The following is an 18,002-nucleotide window of genomic DNA, read 5'->3' on the forward strand; positions in this document are numbered from 1 at the left end:
CGATCACGCTCCTTCGGCGAGAGCAGGTCGCAACGCGTCCCAGACGTGCCGTTGGAAGGACCCGATGACGCGCTCGGGACCCTGCATGAGAGGCCCGGGGGAGTAGTAGCCGGATTCCAGGCCGGTCTGTGTGGCCTCGACCACGGCCATGTCCTCGTCGTTGCCCTTGACGAAGAGCACGTCGAGCATCTCGTTCAGCACTCCGAGATCCTGGTCCGGTCGGCTGTAGCTGCGCGCCCAGTAGCGAACACCTCCCGGCCCGGCCGGCTCGTAACGCGTCAGGTGCTCCCCGGCATGTCCGCTGAACAGGATCGTGTTCGGCCAGAAGGAGTAGATCGCGAACCCGAACGGGCTGCCGGCCTTTCCTGATGGCACCCGCTCCTGCCACTCGGGCTTGAGCGGCAGCCCCGCGACCATCCCGAAGCGGCCGGTCGGGTTGACCTCGATCTGGATGTCCTCATCACGCATGACCTCGCAGACCGTCTCCTGGTGAACCGAGGGGCAGTGATAGCACTCGCTGCTGTTCTCGTAGAAGACCTTCCAGTTCCCGCGGACCACACCGTCGTAGTCGGCTGGACCGCCGAGCGACTGCAGCTCCAGGTCCGGATTGTCGAAGGGGAAGTCGTAACCGGCGCGTTCCAACATCTGTGGCATGTCCCCGAGTTGTTCGGCCAGGGTCTCAATCGGCTCCAGCGCCACGAAGACCAGACCGGCGAACGTCTCGAGGTGGATCGGTCGGAGCCCCAGCGTCTCGAACGGGGGAAGGTTGCCCTCGGCGAACTTGGGTACACCTCGAAGACTGCCGTCGAGGCCATATGTCCATCCGTGGTAGCCGCATTGCATCCGCCGACAGCTGCCAGAGCCCTCCATCACCGTGCTTGCACGGTGCCGGCACACGTTGACGAAGGCGTTGAGCTCGCCGGAGTCATCGCGAACCACTACGACAGGCACCTGTGCGATCTTCGTGGTGACGTAGTCGCCGGCCGCAGCGAAGTCGAGCCGGCTGCCCACCAGCTGCCACGCATGAGCGAAGATCATCTCGTCCTCGAGTGCTCGGAACTCCGGCGAGGTGTAGAAGGCCGCTGGCAGAGCACGGCCGTCAGCGATGATGCTGTCGATGTCCTCTACGGTGAGCCCGGCGATGGTGCGCGGGCCTGCAACGGTTGCTGTGGGTGACATGTCGATGGTCTTCCTCACTGTCAGGGGTCGGGCCGCCGGCCACGGGGTTGAGGGGCGAATCGAGAGTGATCGTCGCCGACCGGCGAACGCACCGTACGAACGGAATCTGATACGTGTGTGTCAGTAGCGGCGCGAAGGCCAACCGATACCCGGGCACCACTTACCTGCTCTACATTGACCGCCCGACGTGCGGCGGACAGTCGCTCTGACGATGGACACAAGAGGAGCACCATGACCGAGAATCCGGATGACGCACTGCCTGCCTCGGGGGTCGCAACGGCCCGCAATCGACTGCCGCTCGTGCAGAATCGAAGGCTTCAGCAGTGACCCGGACGACACGCGACGCCAGCCTCGATCTGGCCGCGAGATATCTGCGGGCCATGGATGAAGCGCGCTTCGACGCGGTGCACGCGCTCTTGAGCGACGGAGCCGTACACGAGGTGCCCTTCGCGCCCGAAAGCCTGGGCCGGCGCCACGAAGGACGCGAGCAGATCGTCGCGTTGTACGCGCAGGCCGCGGACATGCTGGTGAACACGCGCGTGGAGAATCTGAGCATCGACACGCTGGCCGAGACGCCGACGACGGTCGTCTGTCGTTACGACTTCGATGCGACACTCTCCTCAGATGGTGTGTCGTTCCGGAGCGCGTACGTGCTCTTCCTGCACGTACGCGACGGGCTGATCGAGAGAGTCGTCGAGCTCTTCGATCCGGCACCCTTGCAGGCCGCATTGAGCGGGCCGTCCTGACAGTGTCGGCTGACCACACCTGGTGAGCTGGTGCAACACGGAGGGCGATGAGCCATCGCGACGTGACACCAGTGCGCCTCGTGCGTCAGTTCGTCCGATCGTTCTCCAGCTGGTCGAGGACTCCGAACGTGTCGACCTGCGTCCAGTGTTCAACGAGCTTGCCACCGGCAACGCGACCGAAACTCATGCCGTGGATCGTGATCTCTCGTCCGGTGGCGGGGACCTCCAAGTACCGACCGGTGTGGCGACCGGTGGTGGTCCAGCGTGCCGCGACACGATCGCCCTGGGCAATGAGCTCATGGATCTGTGTGTGGGTCTCGCTGAGGCCCTCGCGGCCGCGCTTGATCATCTCGACCAGCCCTTGCCGATCGGGACGGACTCCGGGCATGGGGGAGTGCTCCAGGAAGTCGGCGGCAACCAGCTCGTCGAGTCGGTCGAAGTTGGCCGCGTTGAACAGCTCTTCGGTGACCTGCCGCATGACCTGTGCCGTGGCGGCAGCGCTTGCGTTCGGTGACATATCGGTGTTCTTCCTCAAGATGGGATGTGGACTGTTCACCAGTCCCGCGGGATGCGACCGTGCCTGTAGAAGTGCGGGCAGTGGTCCGGCCGCTGCGCACGAAGGTAGGGCTGCGATCTGATAGCCGTGTATCAGCGGCGAGCTCGGCGGGTTCTGAACTGATACTCGGTCATCACTTCTGCGCACTACCTTGGCCGCCCGGCCTCACGATCTGAGCCCGGCTGAGCCGAACCGTCGTCGACGGTCGATCCCTTGAACCATGCGGAAGTTGGTTGAGCAGATGTCCGAGAACCTGAACGCACCACTCGAGCGAGCAGCGTTGCTGCACGGCGACCGCATCGCCGTCGTCGACGGGGACCGCCGCTGGACCTACCGCCAGCTGCGTGATCAGGTGGCGGCGTTCGACGCAGGCCTGGACCGTCTCGGATTGGAGCAAGGCGACGTGGTCGGTCTGCTGGCCCTCAACTCTGCCGAGCACCTCATGGCTTGGCTCGGGGTGCCTCGTTCAGGGCGAGTCCTGAACGATCTCAACGTGCGTCTCGCCCCGTCGGAGATGGCATTCATTCTCGATGACTCGAAGACCCGCGTGCTCATCGTCGACGATGCGTTCGTGGAAGTGGGGCGACAGCTCGCCGAGGCCGCACAGACGCCCCTGCAGCTGGTCCATGCGGGCACGGCCCCGCAACCGTCCGAGGGCCTGCTCACCTTCGCCGAGCTCTGTGCAGAACCGGGCGAGACCGCACGAGGCGTCGATCCCGATGCAGCTGCTGGCCTGTTCTACACAGGAGGCACCACGGGATTTCCCAAGGGCGTGATCCTGACGCATCGCAGTCTGGTCCACAATGCGAAGAACACGCTGATCGCACTCGGCTACACCACCGAGGACAGCTATCTGCACGCGGCACCGATGTTCCACCTCGCCGACGGCGCGTCGACCTATGCGCTCACCTGGATCGGCGGGACGCACGTGATGCTTCCAGCGTTCGAACCCGGTGCCTGGCTGAGCGCGATGTCTGAGCACCGCGTGACTCGTGCTCTGCTGGTCCCCACCATGGTGAACATGGTGGTGCATCACCCCGATGTGCAGACCCATGACATGTCGGCCCTGCGCTCGATCCTCTACGGCGCCTCACCGATGCCGTCGGAGCTGCTCCGGCTGGCCATGGAGCAGTTCCCCTGTGACTGGTATCAGGGGTACGGCATGACCGAAGGTTCTCCGCTCGTCGCTGTCCTGGGTCCGGCGGAGCACCGGGCAGCAGTGAGCGGACGTGGCGAGGATGCCCGCCTTCTGGAGTCAGCGGGCCGGCCGATCGTGGGCGTCGAGGTCGAGGTGCGCCGCGCGGACGGAGCATCGGTGTGCAAGCCCGAGGAACCCGGCGAGCTCTACGCCCGTGGTCCCAACTTCATGAGAGAGTACTGGAACAGGCCGCAGGAGAGCGAGCAAGCGCTCCGAGAGGGCTGGTACCGCTCTGGGGACGCGGCCATCATGGATGACAAGGGATATCTTTACATCATCGATCGCGTGAAGGACATGATCGTGTCCGGCGGAGAGAACGTGTACTGCAGTGAGGTCGAGAACGCGATCTACCAGCATCCCGAGGTGCACGAGTGTGCAGTCTTCGGCGTACCCGACGAACGGTGGGGCGAGCGAGTGCACGCCGCTGTGGTCCCGAGAACCGATGACGCGCTCACCGAGGAGGACCTGATCGCGCATTGCCGACCGCGGATCGCCAACTACAAGCTGCCCCGCAGCTTCGAGTTCCACGACGCTCTGCCGAAGTCCGGTGCAGGCAAGGTCCTGAAGCGAGAGCTCCGCGCCCCGCACTGGGAAGGTCAGAACCGTGGCGTCTCGTGACCGCGGTATCACGGCGATCATGGCCGAGAACCGTGGCAGCGCCACCCGATCAGGACGCCGGAAACCAGCCGCGCGGGGCGGGCTGCGGCGACGCCCGACGTCGCCACGTCGACGGGCCTGTCCAGGCTAGGCCAGGTGATGCCTCATGCGCGCTGACGCAGCCGACAACCGCGAGCGAATCCTGGCGGCCTATCTCGATCTGATCCGATCAGGTCATGCGCAACCCTCCGGAACCGACGTCGCAGCTGCGGCCGATGTTGCACGCATCACCCTGTTTCGGCACTTCGCCAGCCACGACGTGATGCGACACGCAGCGATCGAGCAGACCCTGTGCGAGCTCGACGCGACCTTCCACGACGCACTCGAGCACCCGACCGCGGAGAGTGTACTCACCAACGTCGTCAAGACCACGCTGGAGTACACCCGGGTGCTCCACCGTTTGACCCGCGGCGAGGACTACTACGACCGTCAGCTGGTCCGAGCATGGATCAAACACGTACGGCCGGTCGTGGACTTCATCGTTGAAGCCCAGGAACGCGGAGAGATCCGCTCTGACCTGCCTGCAGCGTGGCTGGCCGACGCACTCCTGTCCATCGTGGTGGTCGCCGGCAGCAGCCGCAGTGTCGCGGCGGATGCGCGCGATCCGAGTGACCTGGTGCTCGCCCTGTTCCTTCATGGCGCGGCTCCGCAGCCCAAGGAACCATCCACCAGCTCACACGTTGTCAACTGATACATCTGTCAGTCTTGTGCTGGCTACGGTGTGCCGGTGTCTCAGCGCCTCACACTGCCTACTGCCGACGCGGGCCAGGACGTGCGATCGGCGCACGCCCGTCACGTCGTGGTGGAGCGCATCCATCGCGAAGCCGACGGCGTCCTCTCCTTGGTGCTCACCGATCCGGGTGGTCACCCGCTGCCATCATGGTCCGCCGGCGCCCACATCGACCTGTTGCTCGCTCCGGGCCTGGAACGCCAGTACTCACTATGCGGCGACGTCGACGACGCGTCGCAGTGGAGAGTGGCGGCGCTACGCCATCCCCACAGCCGCGGCGGCTCCCGCTTCATCCACGAGGAGCTGAGCGAAGGCGACCGTCTGCAGGTACGTGGGCCTCGCAATCACTTCCCTCTGACCTTCGACGCCGAGTCCTATCTACTGATCGCGGGCGGGATCGGGATCACACCTCTCCTGCCGATGGCGCGCCAGCTCACCGAGCACGGGGTCGATTGGACACTGCTCTACGGGGGACGTCATCTCGACTCGATGGCGTTCGTCGACGAGCTCGGCCGTGATGGAGACCGCGTGTGCATTCGTCCGCAGGATCGCTTCGGGCCACTCGATCTCGACGCCGCGCTCGGCGACCCCCGACCCGGCCTGGCCGTCTACTGTTGCGGACCCGAAGGGCTCCTGACTGCTGTCGAGGAACGCTGTGCACGCTGGCCCGACGGGACGTTGCGCGTGGAGCGCTTCGGCGCGAGAGAACAGGTGCCCACGAACGCGGCCACCGACCAGCCGTTCGAGCTCGTCCTCGCCCGGACGGGACACGTCGTCACGGTGGGTCCTGGCCAGTCCATCATCGACGCTGCGTCTCGCCTCGGGGTCCGCATTCCCACGTCGTGTCGCGAAGGCGTATGCGGAACCTGTGAGACGGACGTGATCGAGGGCATCCCGGATCACCGAGACTCCTTGCTCACGGACAAGGAGCGTGAGTCCAACGCGACGATCCTGCCTTGCTGCTCGTGGTCACGCACGCCGCGGCTCGTCCTCGATTGCTGAACTGACGTCGACTGGATCATGCGGCTTAGGGTGGTGAGATGCTGATCGAGGTGCTGGGTTCGGTTCGGCTCCGTACCGACGAGGGCGTCCCGGTAGAGGTGGCTGAACGCCACCTGCGCCTGCTGCTGGCCTCGCTGGCTGCGACCAACGGCGAACCGGTATCGGCCGACACCTTGGTCGACCGCCTCTGGAGCGGTGACCTTCCCGCCAACCCCAAGAAGGTGCTGCAAGCCAAGCTCTCCCGGTTGCGCACGATCCTGGATCTAGCGCGACCGGGCGCCCGCGAGCTGGTGACCCATACCCCTGTTGGTTACCGGCTCGCTGTGGAACGAGGTGACCTTGACGCCGGGCGGTTCAAGAGTGCAGTCGAGAACGCGCGGCAGATGGGCTCGTCCTTGCAGAAGGTCGAGGCCCTCGCTGAGGCGCTGGAGGTGTGGCGCGGTGATCCTTTCGGCGATGTCGCCGATGAAGTCTGGCTGGCGCCGGTGGTCGCGGAGTTGCATGAGGTGCGTGGTGATGCACTGGAGGCCCTGGTCGAGACGCTCGTGGAGCAGGGCGACCCGCAGCGGGCACTCAGTCAGGCGAACGGGGCCATCGAGGAGTACCCCGCCCGAGAGGGACTCGTGGGCTCGATGATGATCGCGCTCTATCAGGTCGGCCGCCAACACGAGTCGCTGGAGCTGTTCGAGACCCTGCGCCAGCGTCTTGCTGAGGACCTCGGCGTCGATCCAGCCCCTCGAACGCGGGAGCTGCACGGTCGCATTCTGCGCCATGACGCGACCTTGGCGCAGAAATCCGTTCCCGGCCCAGTGGCCGGGTCGATGGCCGGACGGTCGAACATTCCGGCCCAGACCAGCACGTTGATCGGGCGAGAGCACGAGAGCCAGCAGATCGAGGCGCTGCTCGCCGGCTCTCGTCTGGTCACCCTGACCGGGATCGGTGGTGTGGGCAAGACCCGCCTGGCACTGCACGTCGCCCGTCAACAGGAATCTGAGTTTGAGCGCGGCACGTGGTTCATCGATCTGACCGAGCTGGCGATGACGCAGGAGGGCCACCTCGGCTCGGGTGAGCGCGTCGCTTCCCTGGCGGCGGCCCTGCTCGGCCTGCCCGAGCCCGCCGGAACGACGAGCACCATCGACCAGCTCAGTGAGGGGCTGGGCTCACGGCCGGCGTTGCTGGTGCTGGACAACTGTGAACATGTCATCGCCGAAGCGGCTGTCTTCACTGCCGAGCTGCTACGGAAGGCGCCTGGTGTGCAGGTGCTGGCCACCAGCCGCGAGCCACTGGGGCTGCCCGAGGAACAGCGTTACGACATCAGGACCCTGAACACCGAACCCGGCGAGGATGGCCAGGTCAGTGAGGCGGCAGCGTTCTTCACAGAACGCGCTCAGGCCAGCGATCTGAGCTTTCGGCTGGAGGGCGAGACGGCCGATGTCGTCGCTGAATTGTGCCGACGTCTGGACGGTCTGCCACTGGCGTTGGAGTTGGCTGCGGCCCGCATCCGTGGGCTCTCCGTCCGTGACCTCCTCGAACGGCTCAGCGAGCGACTGAACATCCTGCGCCGTCCCGGCCACGCGGCACCACGACGTCAACAGACCCTGCGCGGGATGATCGACTGGAGCTGGTCGCTACTCGACGAGACCGAACGAGCAGTGCTGCGTCGGCTGGCAGTCCACCCCGGGGCCGTCGATCTGGAGGCTGTCGAAGCGATCTGCGCAGACGAACCTACGGAGCTGGACACGGCGACGGTCGGGCGCGCAGAGGTCACCGAAGCCCTTGTTAGGTTGGTCGATCGCAGCCTAGTCACGACGACGACCACCCCGACCGGCGTGCGCTATGGCCTCCTGGAATCGATCGCCGTCTATGCGGGCGAGAAGCTCGACACCTCCGCCGAACGAGAAGCCACCGCTCGACGACACCTGCACTACTACTGTGACCTCGCACGTGAAGCCGACGATGGCTTACGCACTCGGTCGCAGCGCTACTGGTTGGCTCGCTTTGCCGCCAACCGCGCTCAGCTGCGTCACGCGTTTGACGAGGCCGTACGAACGCACGACGGTCACAGCGCTGTGACGTTGTCGCTCGCGACGTTCTGGTATCAGGTCTGCGTGCCCGGCTTCTCAATCAGCCCATGGATCGATGGATATCACACGCGCCTCGCCCGGGATCTGTGCGCGGTTCTCGGACTGCCGGGCGTGCCTGGTGATGACTACGCGGCCGCGGCGACGTTGGTGGCATGCATGAGGGCCAGCTCACCAGATGCGGCAAGCAACGTCGAGGAAGCCCTGAAAGGGTTTGATGCTGAGACAGTGACTAGGGCCCGCGTGCAGTGGTTCGCTGGCGCTTCTCTGCTGTCGGCTGGCTCGCGGGAGACGGGTGAACGACACGTGGATCAGGCACTGTCGATTCTGGCGGACCACGGCGAGGATTGGGATCTCGCTGTGGCGGCGTGTCGGCGTGACTGGCTGCTGGTCACTCTATGGCGTGAGGCTCCCCGCGGGCTTCCAGACGGTCGTGAGGTGTGCGACGCCCTGCGCGAGGTGGACGACGGCTACGGAAGCATGTATGCGTTGGCGGTCGAGCACCGCTCCGCTGAGCTGGTCGGCGACCATTTCCGCTCGGCGGCTGCGGTCACCGCGGCACTGGAGATGAGCCGAGAATGGGGCATCGAGTCGGAGACCTCGCTTTGGCTCACCGGGACGGCGATCGCTGCCATCCGTCAGGGCGACCTAGATGATGCGCTCAGGCAGCTGGCGGAATCACGGGTGATCTCGGCGGAGATCGGTTTCACTGTTGGCGTCGCCTACGCCGACTTCGCTGAGTCGATGATCGCGCGCTACCAGCACGAGACGACCCAGGCACGCACGCTGCTCGACCGGTGGCGAACGCATACCCAGGCGGCGGGCGCTGAGTTGCTGACCGAGTTTGAGCAGGGGTTCCTGGCGGTCCAGGAAGGCAACCTGGTCGAAGCGCTTGCGGCGTTCAACGCACTCGTCTCCTCGACCCCACCGATCCGTAACACTGGCACGATGGCACGAATGCTTGAGCTAGCGGCTGCGATCCGTGTTCTGGACGAGGACGCATCAGCGGCTGCTGAGCTGTTGGGAACAGCCGAAGCGGTCCGCAACCTGACGAACGCCGAGCCGTCTGTACCCGAGGACCGAGACATCCAGCGGGTGTACGAACACGTATCCGAGAGATTGACCGAGCCGGCGCTGGCCGATGCCATGGCTCGAGGCCGATTGGCCGAACCCCTCGACCAGCTGGAAGCGGGTGCGTACGCCGATCCCGCCTGTGCTCCGGGCCAGTGATCATCGCGTAGCCGGTCGGCGGGTCAGGACGAGTACGCCGATCGCGCTGACGGCGATGATGGCCGCGCCGACTGCACTGGCGTGGCCGTAACCGGTCAAGGTGGCCTCCAGCTCACCGGCCTGATCGATGTGCCGACGGGTCGTGGCGGCCATGATGGCGGTCAAGAGCGCTGTGCCGAGGGCCGCGCCGATCTGTTGTCCGGAGTTGACCAGAGCGCTGGCCATCCCGCTGTCCGTGCCGGCACCCAGGGTGGCGGTGTTGGAGCCGGTGACCATGACGATGGTTCCGCCGGCGCCGAGCAGCAGCATGGCAGGCAGGATGCCGGTGACGTAGGTCGAATCGCCACTCAGCAGCATGAACGAGGCGATCGCGACGGCCGCGATCAACAGTCCCACGCCCAGTCTGGGGCCGGGCTGAATCCGGGGGGAGACGATGGTGAGCAGCTGTGAAGTCGCTATGGCGCTCAGACCGAAGGGCAAGAAGGCCAACCCCGTCATGAGGGCGCTGTAGTCGAGAACTCCCTGCAGGAACGTGGTGAGAATGAACATCCCCGCGAACATGCCGATCCCCACCACGAACACCGCCGTGAACGCCGCGAGCCGCTGCCGGTCGGCCAGGAGCCTGGGCGGGATCAGTGGGTTCTGCGAGCGTCGCAGGAGCAGGGAGAACAGGCCAAGCAGAGCGACCGCGCTGGCCAGCAGCACCCACGTGAGCGGATGAGCCCAACCCAGGGCACTGGCGCGGTCGAAGCCGAGCACCAGCAGACCCAGAGCGGCGGTGACCAACAGTGCGCTGCCCAGCCCGAGTCTGGAGCGCCCGGCGGTGGGTGCGGGTGGTGCGGTGCGTACCAGGCCGAATGTCACTCCAAGGGCCAGGGGCGTGTTGATGAGCATGACCCACCGCCAGGAGACGCCGTCGACCAAGACGCCGGCCAGGACGAAGGAGGCCGCGGTGCCCATGCCCATGACCATCCCGAACAGCGCGAAGGCACGAGCCCGTTCGGGACCGTGGGGGAACATCACCGAGATCATGGCCAGTGCGGTGGCCGCGACCAGCGCACCCGTCATGCCCTGCAGAGCGCGGGCGGCCAGCAGCACCTCAGCGGTCGGAGCCAGGCCCCCGAGCAACGAGGCGGCGGCGAATCCGACCAGGCCGGCGGTCAGGCACCGACGCAGACCGAGGACGTCGGCGAGACGACCTCCCAGCAGCATGAACGCCCCGAAGCACAGCGAATACAGTGTCACCACCGCCGAACGTGAGGCGTCGGACAGTCCCAGAGCGTCCTGGGCATCGGGCAGTGCGACGTTCATCATCGTCACCGCCGCGAACACTGCCAGGTTGCCGGCCAGGACGAACCCCAGTGCCCACCAGCGTCGACGGTCCCCGGTACGGGTGGTTGCTGGTTCAGCGGTCATCGGTCGTTCTTCCTGTGTCGGGTCAGGCGAATCGGCCTGGGGTTGCATCAGTGGGTCTGTTGTGGACATGGGATCTCCTCACGGGCGGTTTCGGCTGCCGGGGTCGGGGCAGTGCTGGCGTAGGTCATCGGTGTCTCGACGTGTGGGGGCCGGGTGAGAGGCGGCGCAGTGTCCACCGCGCGGTGCTCGGTGTCGGGCTCGTCGGTCTCTGAGGGGAGCTCGACGCCGCGTAGCCCGCGCAGGATGAGGATGATGGTGGCGATGCCGAGCACGATGGCGGTGGCGTAGGCGGCGACGGTTCCCCAGGACAGGGCGTCCTGGGCCGAGGTGAGTAGATCTTGGCCCGTTCGCCCGTCGATGTCCTCGGCGACGGCAACGGCTCCGCCGGGGCTCTGTGTGGCGGCGTCGAGATCGGCGTCGGTCACACCTGTGGGTGCGGTGACAGTCAGGACTCGGCTGAAGACAGCCATGGCGATGCTGCCGACGAACGCCATGCCCACCGCGCCACCCAGCCCGGCGCTGACGTCCTGGATCGCGACAGCCGATCCGGCGCGTTCCTTGGGAGCAGAGGTCACGATCAACTGGGCGCCGAGCAGCATCAGCGGCGTGAATCCGAAGGCCAACGCAGTGGTGCCGAAGATGAACAGCCAGGTGACCTGCGCGGCCAGCGGAATCGCGGTGATGATCGTCAGCGCCCCGATCAGGGAGATCACCAAACCGGCGGCCATGAGATGGGAGAGCGCAAGTCGGCGTGCCAGCGGCAGGGTGAACGTGGTGCCGACGACGGCGGCGAGCCCGGGTGCGGCAAGCATCAACCCGAGCTGCGCGGTGGGAACGCCGGTGACGATCTGGAGGTACTGGACCAGGATGAAGTCCACGGCCACGAACGCCAAGGACGACAGCACGAACGCGGTGGCCGCGATGCGCAGGGGTCGGATGGAGAACAGGCTCAGGTCCAACAGAGGATTGGCGACGCGGCGTTGGCGCCGTACGAACCACACACCGAGCCCGAGGCCAGCCGCGGTCGTGCCGACATACAGCGGGGACACGCCTTGATCAGCGATCTCCTGCAGCCCGAAGACCGCCAGCATGATCGCGGCGATGGAGAGCATGACGCTGGTCATGTCGATCCGCTCATCGGTCCGGTCACTGGACCGAGGAAAGAGCCGGAGTCCCGCCAGCAGCACCACAGCGGCGACCGGGACATTGATCAGGAAGACCGAGCCCCACCAGAAATACTCCAGCAAGACTCCGCCCAGCGGTGGTCCCAGCGTGCCACCGGCAGAGAAGGCTCCCATCAGTACGGCGAAAGCGATGCCGAAGTACTTGGTGCTGGTGAACATCGAGCGCAGCATCGCGATCGCCGCCGGAGATGCCGACGCTGCTGCCAGGCCGATCAGCACGCGCGCGACCAGCAGGGTCTCCGGATCCGTCGCGAACGCGGCCATGGCTGACGACAGACCGTACAGTCCCATGGCGGCCAGGAGCAGCAGGCGAGGGCCGGTCCTTCCGGTGAGCCAGCCCATGGTGATGACCAGGCCGGCAGCCACGAACTCGCCGATGTGCATGATCCACAACGTCTGCGTGGTGGAGGGAGCCAGATCTGCGGTCACAGCGGGCATCGCCATGAACATCGCGGTGAAGTCGGTGGCCATCATGAACATCGGCAGCACCAGCAGCGCCAGGCCAGTGCACTCGCGCCACGTCGGACGGTCCGGAACCTCGACGGAGGTCATGACGTGCCGCCCTTCTCGAGCAGGTCGTGACCAGCGTCGGACGGTGCTGGCGCAGACACGGTGCGTGGCTCCGACGTGCTCGCGGCGAGGTCTCGTGACGATCCAGTCGCGGGGCTTGCCGGCTCGGGTTCGTCGTGGTCGTCGGTGGGCAGGGTGACTCCGCGCAGCCCGCGCACGATGAGCAGGAGCGTGGCGATACCCAGGACGATCGCTGCGGCGTAGGCCGCCAGGGTTCCCATCCACCAGGCGTCCTGGACGACGGTGAGCAACTCCTGGCCGGTGGAGCCGCCGATCTCCTCGGCGACGCCCACGCCACCACCGGGGCTCTGGGAGGCGGCATCCAGCTGGTCAGCGGAGACCATGGCAGGCGCGCCGGTTCCGAGCACTCGGCCGAAGACAGCCATGGCGAGGCTGCCGATGAACGCCATCCCCATCGCCCCACCGATGCCCGCACTGATGTCCTGGACGGCGACGGCCGAGCCGGCCTGTTTCCTGGGAGCCGAGGTGACGATGAGTTGCGCTCCGAGCAGACGCATCGGGCTCACGCCGAAGGCCACCAAGCTGGTGCCGACGATGAACAGCGCGACCATGCTGGGCGCCAACGCGATGGTGGCCATCACGAGCCCGGCACCGGCCAGCGACACCAACAAACCGATGGCGATCACCTGCGACGGAGCGAAACGTCGTCCCAGAACCGGGGTCACGATCGTGCCCAGGACAGCGGAGATGCCGGGGATGGCGAGCATCAGCCCCAACCGTGCGGTGGGAACGCCGGTGACGATCTGCAAGTACTGCACCAGGATGAAGTCCACGGCCACGAACGCCATCGAGGACAACACAAAAGCGGACGCCGCGACGCGCAGCGGTCGGATGGAGAACAAGCTGAGGTCCAGTAGAGGGCTGGCCACCCGGCGCTGCCGACGAACGAACATGACCCCTAGTGCCGTGCCGACCACGACAGCGAGCACGTAGGGCACAGAGGCGCCTCGGTCAGCGATCTCCTGCAATCCGAAGACGACGGCGATGATCGCGGTCAGGGACAGCATGACGCTGGTCATGTCGATCTTCTCCCCGGTCCGCTCATTGGCGCGAGGGAACAGCCACAGGCCGGCGATGAGCACGACCACGGCGAGCGGGACATTGACCAGGAAGACCGAGCCCCACCAGAAGTACTCCAGCAGCACCCCGCCCATCGGCGGCCCGAAGGCCACCCCTGCGGAGAAGGCACCCATGATGACCGCGAACGCGATCCCGTAGTGCTGGGCGCTGGTGAACATCGAGCGCAGCATCGCGATCGCTGCCGGTGAGGCTCCCGCGGCCGCAGCGCCGATCAGCACGCGCGCCACCAGCAGGGTCTCCGGGTTGGGAGCGAATGCCGCCAGCGCCGACGCCAGGCCGTAGAGCGCCATGGAGGCCAACAGCATCTGCTTGTGGCCGAGCCGACCGACCAGCCATCCCATCGTGATGAGCAGTCCCGCGGCGACGAACTCACCGACATGCACGATCCAGAGCATCTGCGTCGTCGATGGGCCCAGGTCCGCGGCCACCGACGGGATCACCATGAACATCACCGTGAAGTCGGTGAGCATCATGAACATCGGCAGCGCTAGCAGCGCCAGGCCGGTCCACTCCCGCCACGTCGGGCGTGCGGGGGCGCCGGTGAGTTCGTCGGTGGTTGCCATGGGGACTCAGCTCCTGGTGACCGTCGAGGGGTGGATCGTCATTCGGATTCGACGAAGGGGTACGGACGCTCGGTCCGGGCCTGCTGCAGGGTCCGCGCCCACCAGGCGAGCTGGTCGAGGAACCCGTCGGCGAGCTTGGAGGTGCGCTCGACGTCGGCGGGTCGCCCGTCGTGGTCGAAGTTCTGCCAGAAGTTGGCGAAGGTGATTGAGTCGCGCAGCGGGACACTGTGGAACTCGGTGAACACACTGCGCAGGGCGTCGATGGATTGCAGCCCACCGGTGATGCCGCCATAGGAGATGAACCCGACTGGCTTGAGCTGCCATTCGGTGTAGAACCAGTCGATCGCGTTCTTCAACGACGCCGGGTACGAACGGTTGTAGATCGGGGTGACGACGACGAACCCATCAGCAGGTGCGAGGCGCTGGCCGAGTTCGGTCACGGCCTCGGGCTGGGGTGCGTTCTCGTCGTTGCCACCGAGGACGACCGGCAGGTCGTAGTCGGCGAGGTCAACCAGATCCACCTCCATGTCCTCACGCTTGCGGGCCTGATCGGCGATCCAGTTCGACGGGGTTGGACAGAACCGGTCCGTGCGGATGCTGCCCACGATCACCGCGACCCGTACGGGCGCGCTGTCGACTTGCTCGGCGGGAGCGGTGGAGATGGTCATCGGAATCGACTCCTTCGTGTCGTGTTCTGCGGTTGACACTGATCGTGCGATGCACCCCCTTCGGAATGGTTTCGGAACCCTTCGGTTCCACCAGAGGACCGTGCGCAACGCGTCGCATCGAGGCGGCCGTTGTGGGTGTGCCGGAGGAGTACCGCGGGGAGACGGTGCTCGCGTTCGTGTCGCTCAAACCCGGTGCGGCGGTCACCGAGTCAGAACTGATCGACTACTGCCGGGATCGGATGGCGGCCTACAAGTACCCGCGTTCGGTGGAGTTCGTTGCCGAGCTGCCGAAGACGGCGAGCGGCAAGATCCTGCGGCGCACGCTGCGCGAAGGATGACGGCGAACTCCTAGCCCGCTGGCCGACGTCTGAAACCCGCCTGCGGGTTCGGAGCCTGGTGAGGCACCCACTGCGGCATTGGTAGTGTGTCACACACCAAAGGGGGCAGTGCTGATGACTACTGGAGTGCCGGTGGGGCGGGGCGTGAGTCTGCGCGAGCAGGTCGAGGAGGTCCTCACGGCTGCGATCATCTCAGGATCGATCGCGCCGGGTGAGATCATGACCGTACCGGTGCTCGCCGAGCGCCACGGCGTCTCCGCGACCCCGGTCCGCGAGGCCATGTTGAACCTGGCCCGGCGGGGGTTCGTCACTCCGATGCGCAACAAGGGCTTCCAGGTGCGAGCCGTGGACCACGATGAGCTCGTGCAGCTGGTTCATGCCCGACGCTTGCTGGAAGCGCCTCCGATGGTTGATGTTGCCGCGATCTTCACCGCTGATCATCGTGCTGATCTCGACGACCTGGTGCAGGCCATCGGCAAGGCCGCAGCAGAGCGGGACTTTCCTGCCTACGTGCTGGCCGACAAGGAGTTCCACCTCAAGGTCTTGGGCCTGCTGGACAATCCGCTGCTGGTCAGGCTGGTCAGCGACCTACGGGACCAGACGCGCACGATCGGTATCGCTTCCACGATCTCGCCCGAGCATCTGGCGGCCTCGATCGAGGAGCACGCCGAGCTTCTGGACCTGCTGCAAGAAGGCGACGGGAGCGGGGCGGCAGCCTTGATGGAACGTCACATCGGTCACGTGCTCGGCTGGTGGAGCGGCCGGGACGAGGACGGCGAACAGCGATGAAGGTGGCCGTCATCGGCCTTGGCTCCATCACCCGTGGGGTCCTGTCTGCACTGTCCCAGGCCACCGAGGTCGACGAGATCGTCGCCACCCGCCGGAGCGCGCAGGACAATGTCCACCTGCCGGCGGGCGTGACGGTGATCTGCCAGGAGCAGCGAGCCGACGCCAACGTCGTGGCGGTCCGCGACGCGGACGTCGTGATGATCTGCACCAAGCCACACCAGGTCGGTGTGGTGCTGCAGGAGATCCGTGCGGACCTGGCCCCGGGGGTCACGCTGATCAGCGTGGCGGCCGGCCTCGGTTTCGACACGCTGCGATCGAACGTCGGACCAGGCCCGCAGCTGGCCCGACTCCTGCCGAACACCGCAGCCGGCGTCGGCGAAGGGGTGATCGGCCTGTTGCTGCAGGAGCCCGATCCGGCGTGCAGTGAGCTGCTGGCGTCCTGGTTCGCCCCGGTGGGGATGGTGGTCCACCTCGCGGACGAGGCCGCCGTCGACGTGCTCAGCGCAGTCTCCGGCAGCGGCCCCGCCTACGTCTTCCGGCTCATCGAGGCGATGGCCGGGGGAGCGGTCGCGATGGGTCTGGACGAGCAGGAGGCCGAGCGCATCTGCCGGCAGGTCGTCGTCGGCGCGGCGGCTCTCCTGGGTGATGCCCCCGACACGAGCGCACCAGAGCTCCGCCGCGCCGTGACGAGCCCGGCCGGAACGACCGAGAAGGCGATGGAGGTCATCGACGGTGCGGAACCGGAAGACCTGATGACCAGGGCCTTCCGTGCCTCGGTCGCTCATGCGGGACGGTTGAACTCGGCCTCCTGAGCGGGCTGCTCGGCCGCTTCGTCAGGCCTGCACCAGGTGACCGGCGCGAATGACCGTCCGAGGGCGTCGCAGATCCCACAGGACCGAGACGTCGTCGCGTGGATCGGCGGAGAGCACGAGCAGATCCGCGGGCGAGCCACTCTGCAGCGTCCCGAGCTCCGGACGGCCGATCAGGTCAGCGTTGACCGTCGTCAGCGATCGCAGCAACGAGGCCGAGTCCTGGGCCTCTGCCTGGAGCCGGACTCCGCTGAGCTGGTCGTCCTCCAGCTCGCCCATCAAGTCGCTGCCGAACCCGACGGGGACCCCTGCCGCAATGGCCAGGCGCACGGCACCGATACCCGCATCGAGAACTTCCGCGTTCTTGGCCCTGCCGACCTCCGAGAGGCCCGCGGCCTCGCCGCGGCGACTCATCGTGTCGTAGGCGGCCAGCGTCGGAACGAGGAAGGCACCGTGCTGGTTCATGATCTGCGCGGCTGCCACGTCGATCAGGTTGCCGTGCTCGATTGATCGCACTCCGTTGGAGACCGCGTGGATCACCGCCTCGCTGGAGTACGCGTGGGCCGCCACGTAGGACCCTCGACGCTCGGCCTCCTCGCAGACAGCACGGATCTCCTCTGCGGAGTACTGGGGGATCCTCAACGGATCGGTGGGCGAGATGACGCCACCGGAAGCCATGATCTTGATGACGTGCGCGCCCTGCCGGAACCGCTCGCGCACTGCCCGTCGCAGGTTGTCGACGCCGTCGACGACCTCGTTCATGTGTCCGTGACCGAAGCACACGTCGAGGTCCCCGGGACGGGGGTCGCCATGACCACCGGTCTGGGTGAGCGCCGGTCCGCTGTACAGGTACCGAGGCGACGCGAAGAGGTCCTCCTCGACCGCGCGAGCCAGCCCGGCGTCACCGCCGGCCACGTCTCGGACGGTCGTGAACCCCCGCGCCAGGGCAGCCCCGAGGCGGCGCGTCGCGTTGACCGCCACATAGCTGAGCGAGCGACGCTCGAGCTCCAGACCGCCCATGCACGTGGCGTAGGCGTGGAAGTGGGCGTCGATCAGCCCTGGCACGACGGTGGCACCGTCGAGCTCAACCGACGGCAGGTCCGAGGCCTGGACGTCGCCCAGCTCGGTGATCACGCCGTCGTTGATCCGAAGGTCTGCCTCGACCACGTCACCTGTGGACGGCTC

At 66.5% G+C, this 18,002-nt stretch carries 15 protein-coding genes; 8 read left to right on the top strand and 7 right to left on the bottom strand.

The window, feature by feature from the left end; all coding sequences use genetic code 11:
* Positions 1-3: 3 nt before the first annotated feature.
* Positions 4-1,179, bottom strand: a complete 1,176-nt coding sequence (locus ACEVFP_RS09165) for an aromatic ring-hydroxylating dioxygenase subunit alpha (RefSeq protein ID WP_375003495.1) — start codon at positions 1,177-1,179, stop codon at positions 4-6.
* 323 nt (positions 1,180-1,502) lie between these two features.
* Here ACEVFP_RS09165 and ACEVFP_RS09170 point away from each other — a divergent pair, with 323 nt between their 5' ends.
* Positions 1,503-1,925, top strand: a complete 423-nt coding sequence (locus tag ACEVFP_RS09170) for a nuclear transport factor 2 family protein (protein ID WP_375003497.1) — start codon at positions 1,503-1,505, stop codon at positions 1,923-1,925.
* 85 nt (positions 1,926-2,010) lie between these two features.
* On the opposite strand, the gene ACEVFP_RS09175 is transcribed toward ACEVFP_RS09170, so the two are convergent.
* On the bottom strand, positions 2,011-2,442 hold the full coding sequence (locus ACEVFP_RS09175; RefSeq protein ID WP_375003499.1) for an ester cyclase: 432 nt from the start codon (positions 2,440-2,442) through the stop codon (positions 2,011-2,013).
* A 280-nt stretch (positions 2,443-2,722) separates the two neighbouring features.
* Between ACEVFP_RS09175 and ACEVFP_RS09180 the strand changes: the two genes are divergently transcribed.
* The 4 genes from ACEVFP_RS09180 (at position 2,723) to ACEVFP_RS09195 (ending at position 9,379) form a co-directional block, all read left to right on the top strand.
* Entirely contained in the window at positions 2,723-4,297 is a 1,575-nt protein-coding gene (locus tag ACEVFP_RS09180) for a long-chain fatty acid--CoA ligase (RefSeq protein ID WP_375003500.1), read from the top strand.
* A gap of 145 nt (positions 4,298-4,442) precedes the next feature.
* A complete protein-coding gene (locus tag ACEVFP_RS09185) occupies positions 4,443-5,027 on the top strand; it encodes a TetR/AcrR family transcriptional regulator (protein WP_375003502.1) in 585 nt (194 codons plus the stop codon).
* A gap of 36 nt (positions 5,028-5,063) precedes the next feature.
* Positions 5,064-6,068 (top strand): PDR/VanB family oxidoreductase, encoded by a 1,005-nt coding sequence (locus ACEVFP_RS09190; RefSeq protein WP_375003503.1) that lies wholly within the window; start codon positions 5,064-5,066, stop codon positions 6,066-6,068.
* A 38-nt stretch (positions 6,069-6,106) separates the two neighbouring features.
* Positions 6,107-9,379: a BTAD domain-containing putative transcriptional regulator gene (locus tag ACEVFP_RS09195; RefSeq protein ID WP_375003505.1), complete on the top strand. Its 3,273-nt coding sequence runs from the start codon at positions 6,107-6,109 to the stop codon at positions 9,377-9,379.
* On the opposite strand, the gene ACEVFP_RS09200 is transcribed toward ACEVFP_RS09195, so the two are convergent.
* From ACEVFP_RS09200 to ACEVFP_RS09215, 4 genes are read right to left on the bottom strand one after another with little or no spacing between them, the layout of a single operon-like run.
* On the bottom strand, positions 9,380-10,795 hold the full coding sequence (locus ACEVFP_RS09200; RefSeq protein WP_375003506.1) for an MFS transporter: 1,416 nt from the start codon (positions 10,793-10,795) through the stop codon (positions 9,380-9,382).
* Positions 10,796-10,842: 47 nt separating this feature from the next.
* Positions 10,843-12,531 (bottom strand): MFS transporter, encoded by a 1,689-nt coding sequence (locus ACEVFP_RS09205; RefSeq protein WP_375003507.1) that lies wholly within the window; start codon positions 12,529-12,531, stop codon positions 10,843-10,845.
* Positions 12,528-14,213: an MFS transporter gene (locus ACEVFP_RS09210; RefSeq protein ID WP_375003509.1), complete on the bottom strand. Its 1,686-nt coding sequence runs from the start codon at positions 14,211-14,213 to the stop codon at positions 12,528-12,530. The genes ACEVFP_RS09205 and ACEVFP_RS09210 overlap by 4 nt, the downstream gene beginning before the upstream one ends.
* A 38-nt stretch (positions 14,214-14,251) precedes the next feature.
* A complete protein-coding gene (locus ACEVFP_RS09215) occupies positions 14,252-14,881 on the bottom strand; it encodes an NADPH-dependent FMN reductase (RefSeq protein WP_375003511.1) in 630 nt (209 codons plus the stop codon).
* Between the two features lie 65 nt (positions 14,882-14,946).
* Between ACEVFP_RS09215 and ACEVFP_RS09220 the strand changes: the two genes are divergently transcribed.
* The 3 genes from ACEVFP_RS09220 to ACEVFP_RS09230 all read left to right on the top strand — a co-directional run bounded on the left by ACEVFP_RS09220 (position 14,947) and on the right by ACEVFP_RS09230 (position 16,820).
* Positions 14,947-15,219: a hypothetical protein gene (locus ACEVFP_RS09220; protein WP_375003795.1), complete on the top strand. Its 273-nt coding sequence runs from the start codon at positions 14,947-14,949 to the stop codon at positions 15,217-15,219.
* A 114-nt stretch (positions 15,220-15,333) separates the two neighbouring features.
* The gene (locus tag ACEVFP_RS09225; protein ID WP_375003512.1) at positions 15,334-16,008 is read left to right on the top strand and encodes a GntR family transcriptional regulator; all 675 of its coding nucleotides are present in this window, start codon (positions 15,334-15,336) and stop codon (positions 16,006-16,008) included.
* Positions 16,005-16,820: a pyrroline-5-carboxylate reductase family protein gene (locus ACEVFP_RS09230; protein WP_375003514.1), complete on the top strand. Its 816-nt coding sequence runs from the start codon at positions 16,005-16,007 to the stop codon at positions 16,818-16,820. The genes ACEVFP_RS09225 and ACEVFP_RS09230 overlap by 4 nt, the downstream gene beginning before the upstream one ends.
* A 21-nt stretch (positions 16,821-16,841) precedes the next feature.
* Here the strand turns inward: ACEVFP_RS09230 and ACEVFP_RS09235 are convergent, their stop codons facing one another.
* On the bottom strand, positions 16,842-17,984 hold the full coding sequence (locus ACEVFP_RS09235) for an amidohydrolase family protein (RefSeq protein WP_375003515.1): 1,143 nt from the start codon (positions 17,982-17,984) through the stop codon (positions 16,842-16,844).
* Positions 17,985-18,002 lie beyond the last annotated feature (18 nt).

This window comes from Aeromicrobium sp. CTD01-1L150 (assembly GCF_041951745.1).
Lineage (GTDB): Bacteria > Actinomycetota > Actinomycetes > Propionibacteriales > Nocardioidaceae > Aeromicrobium.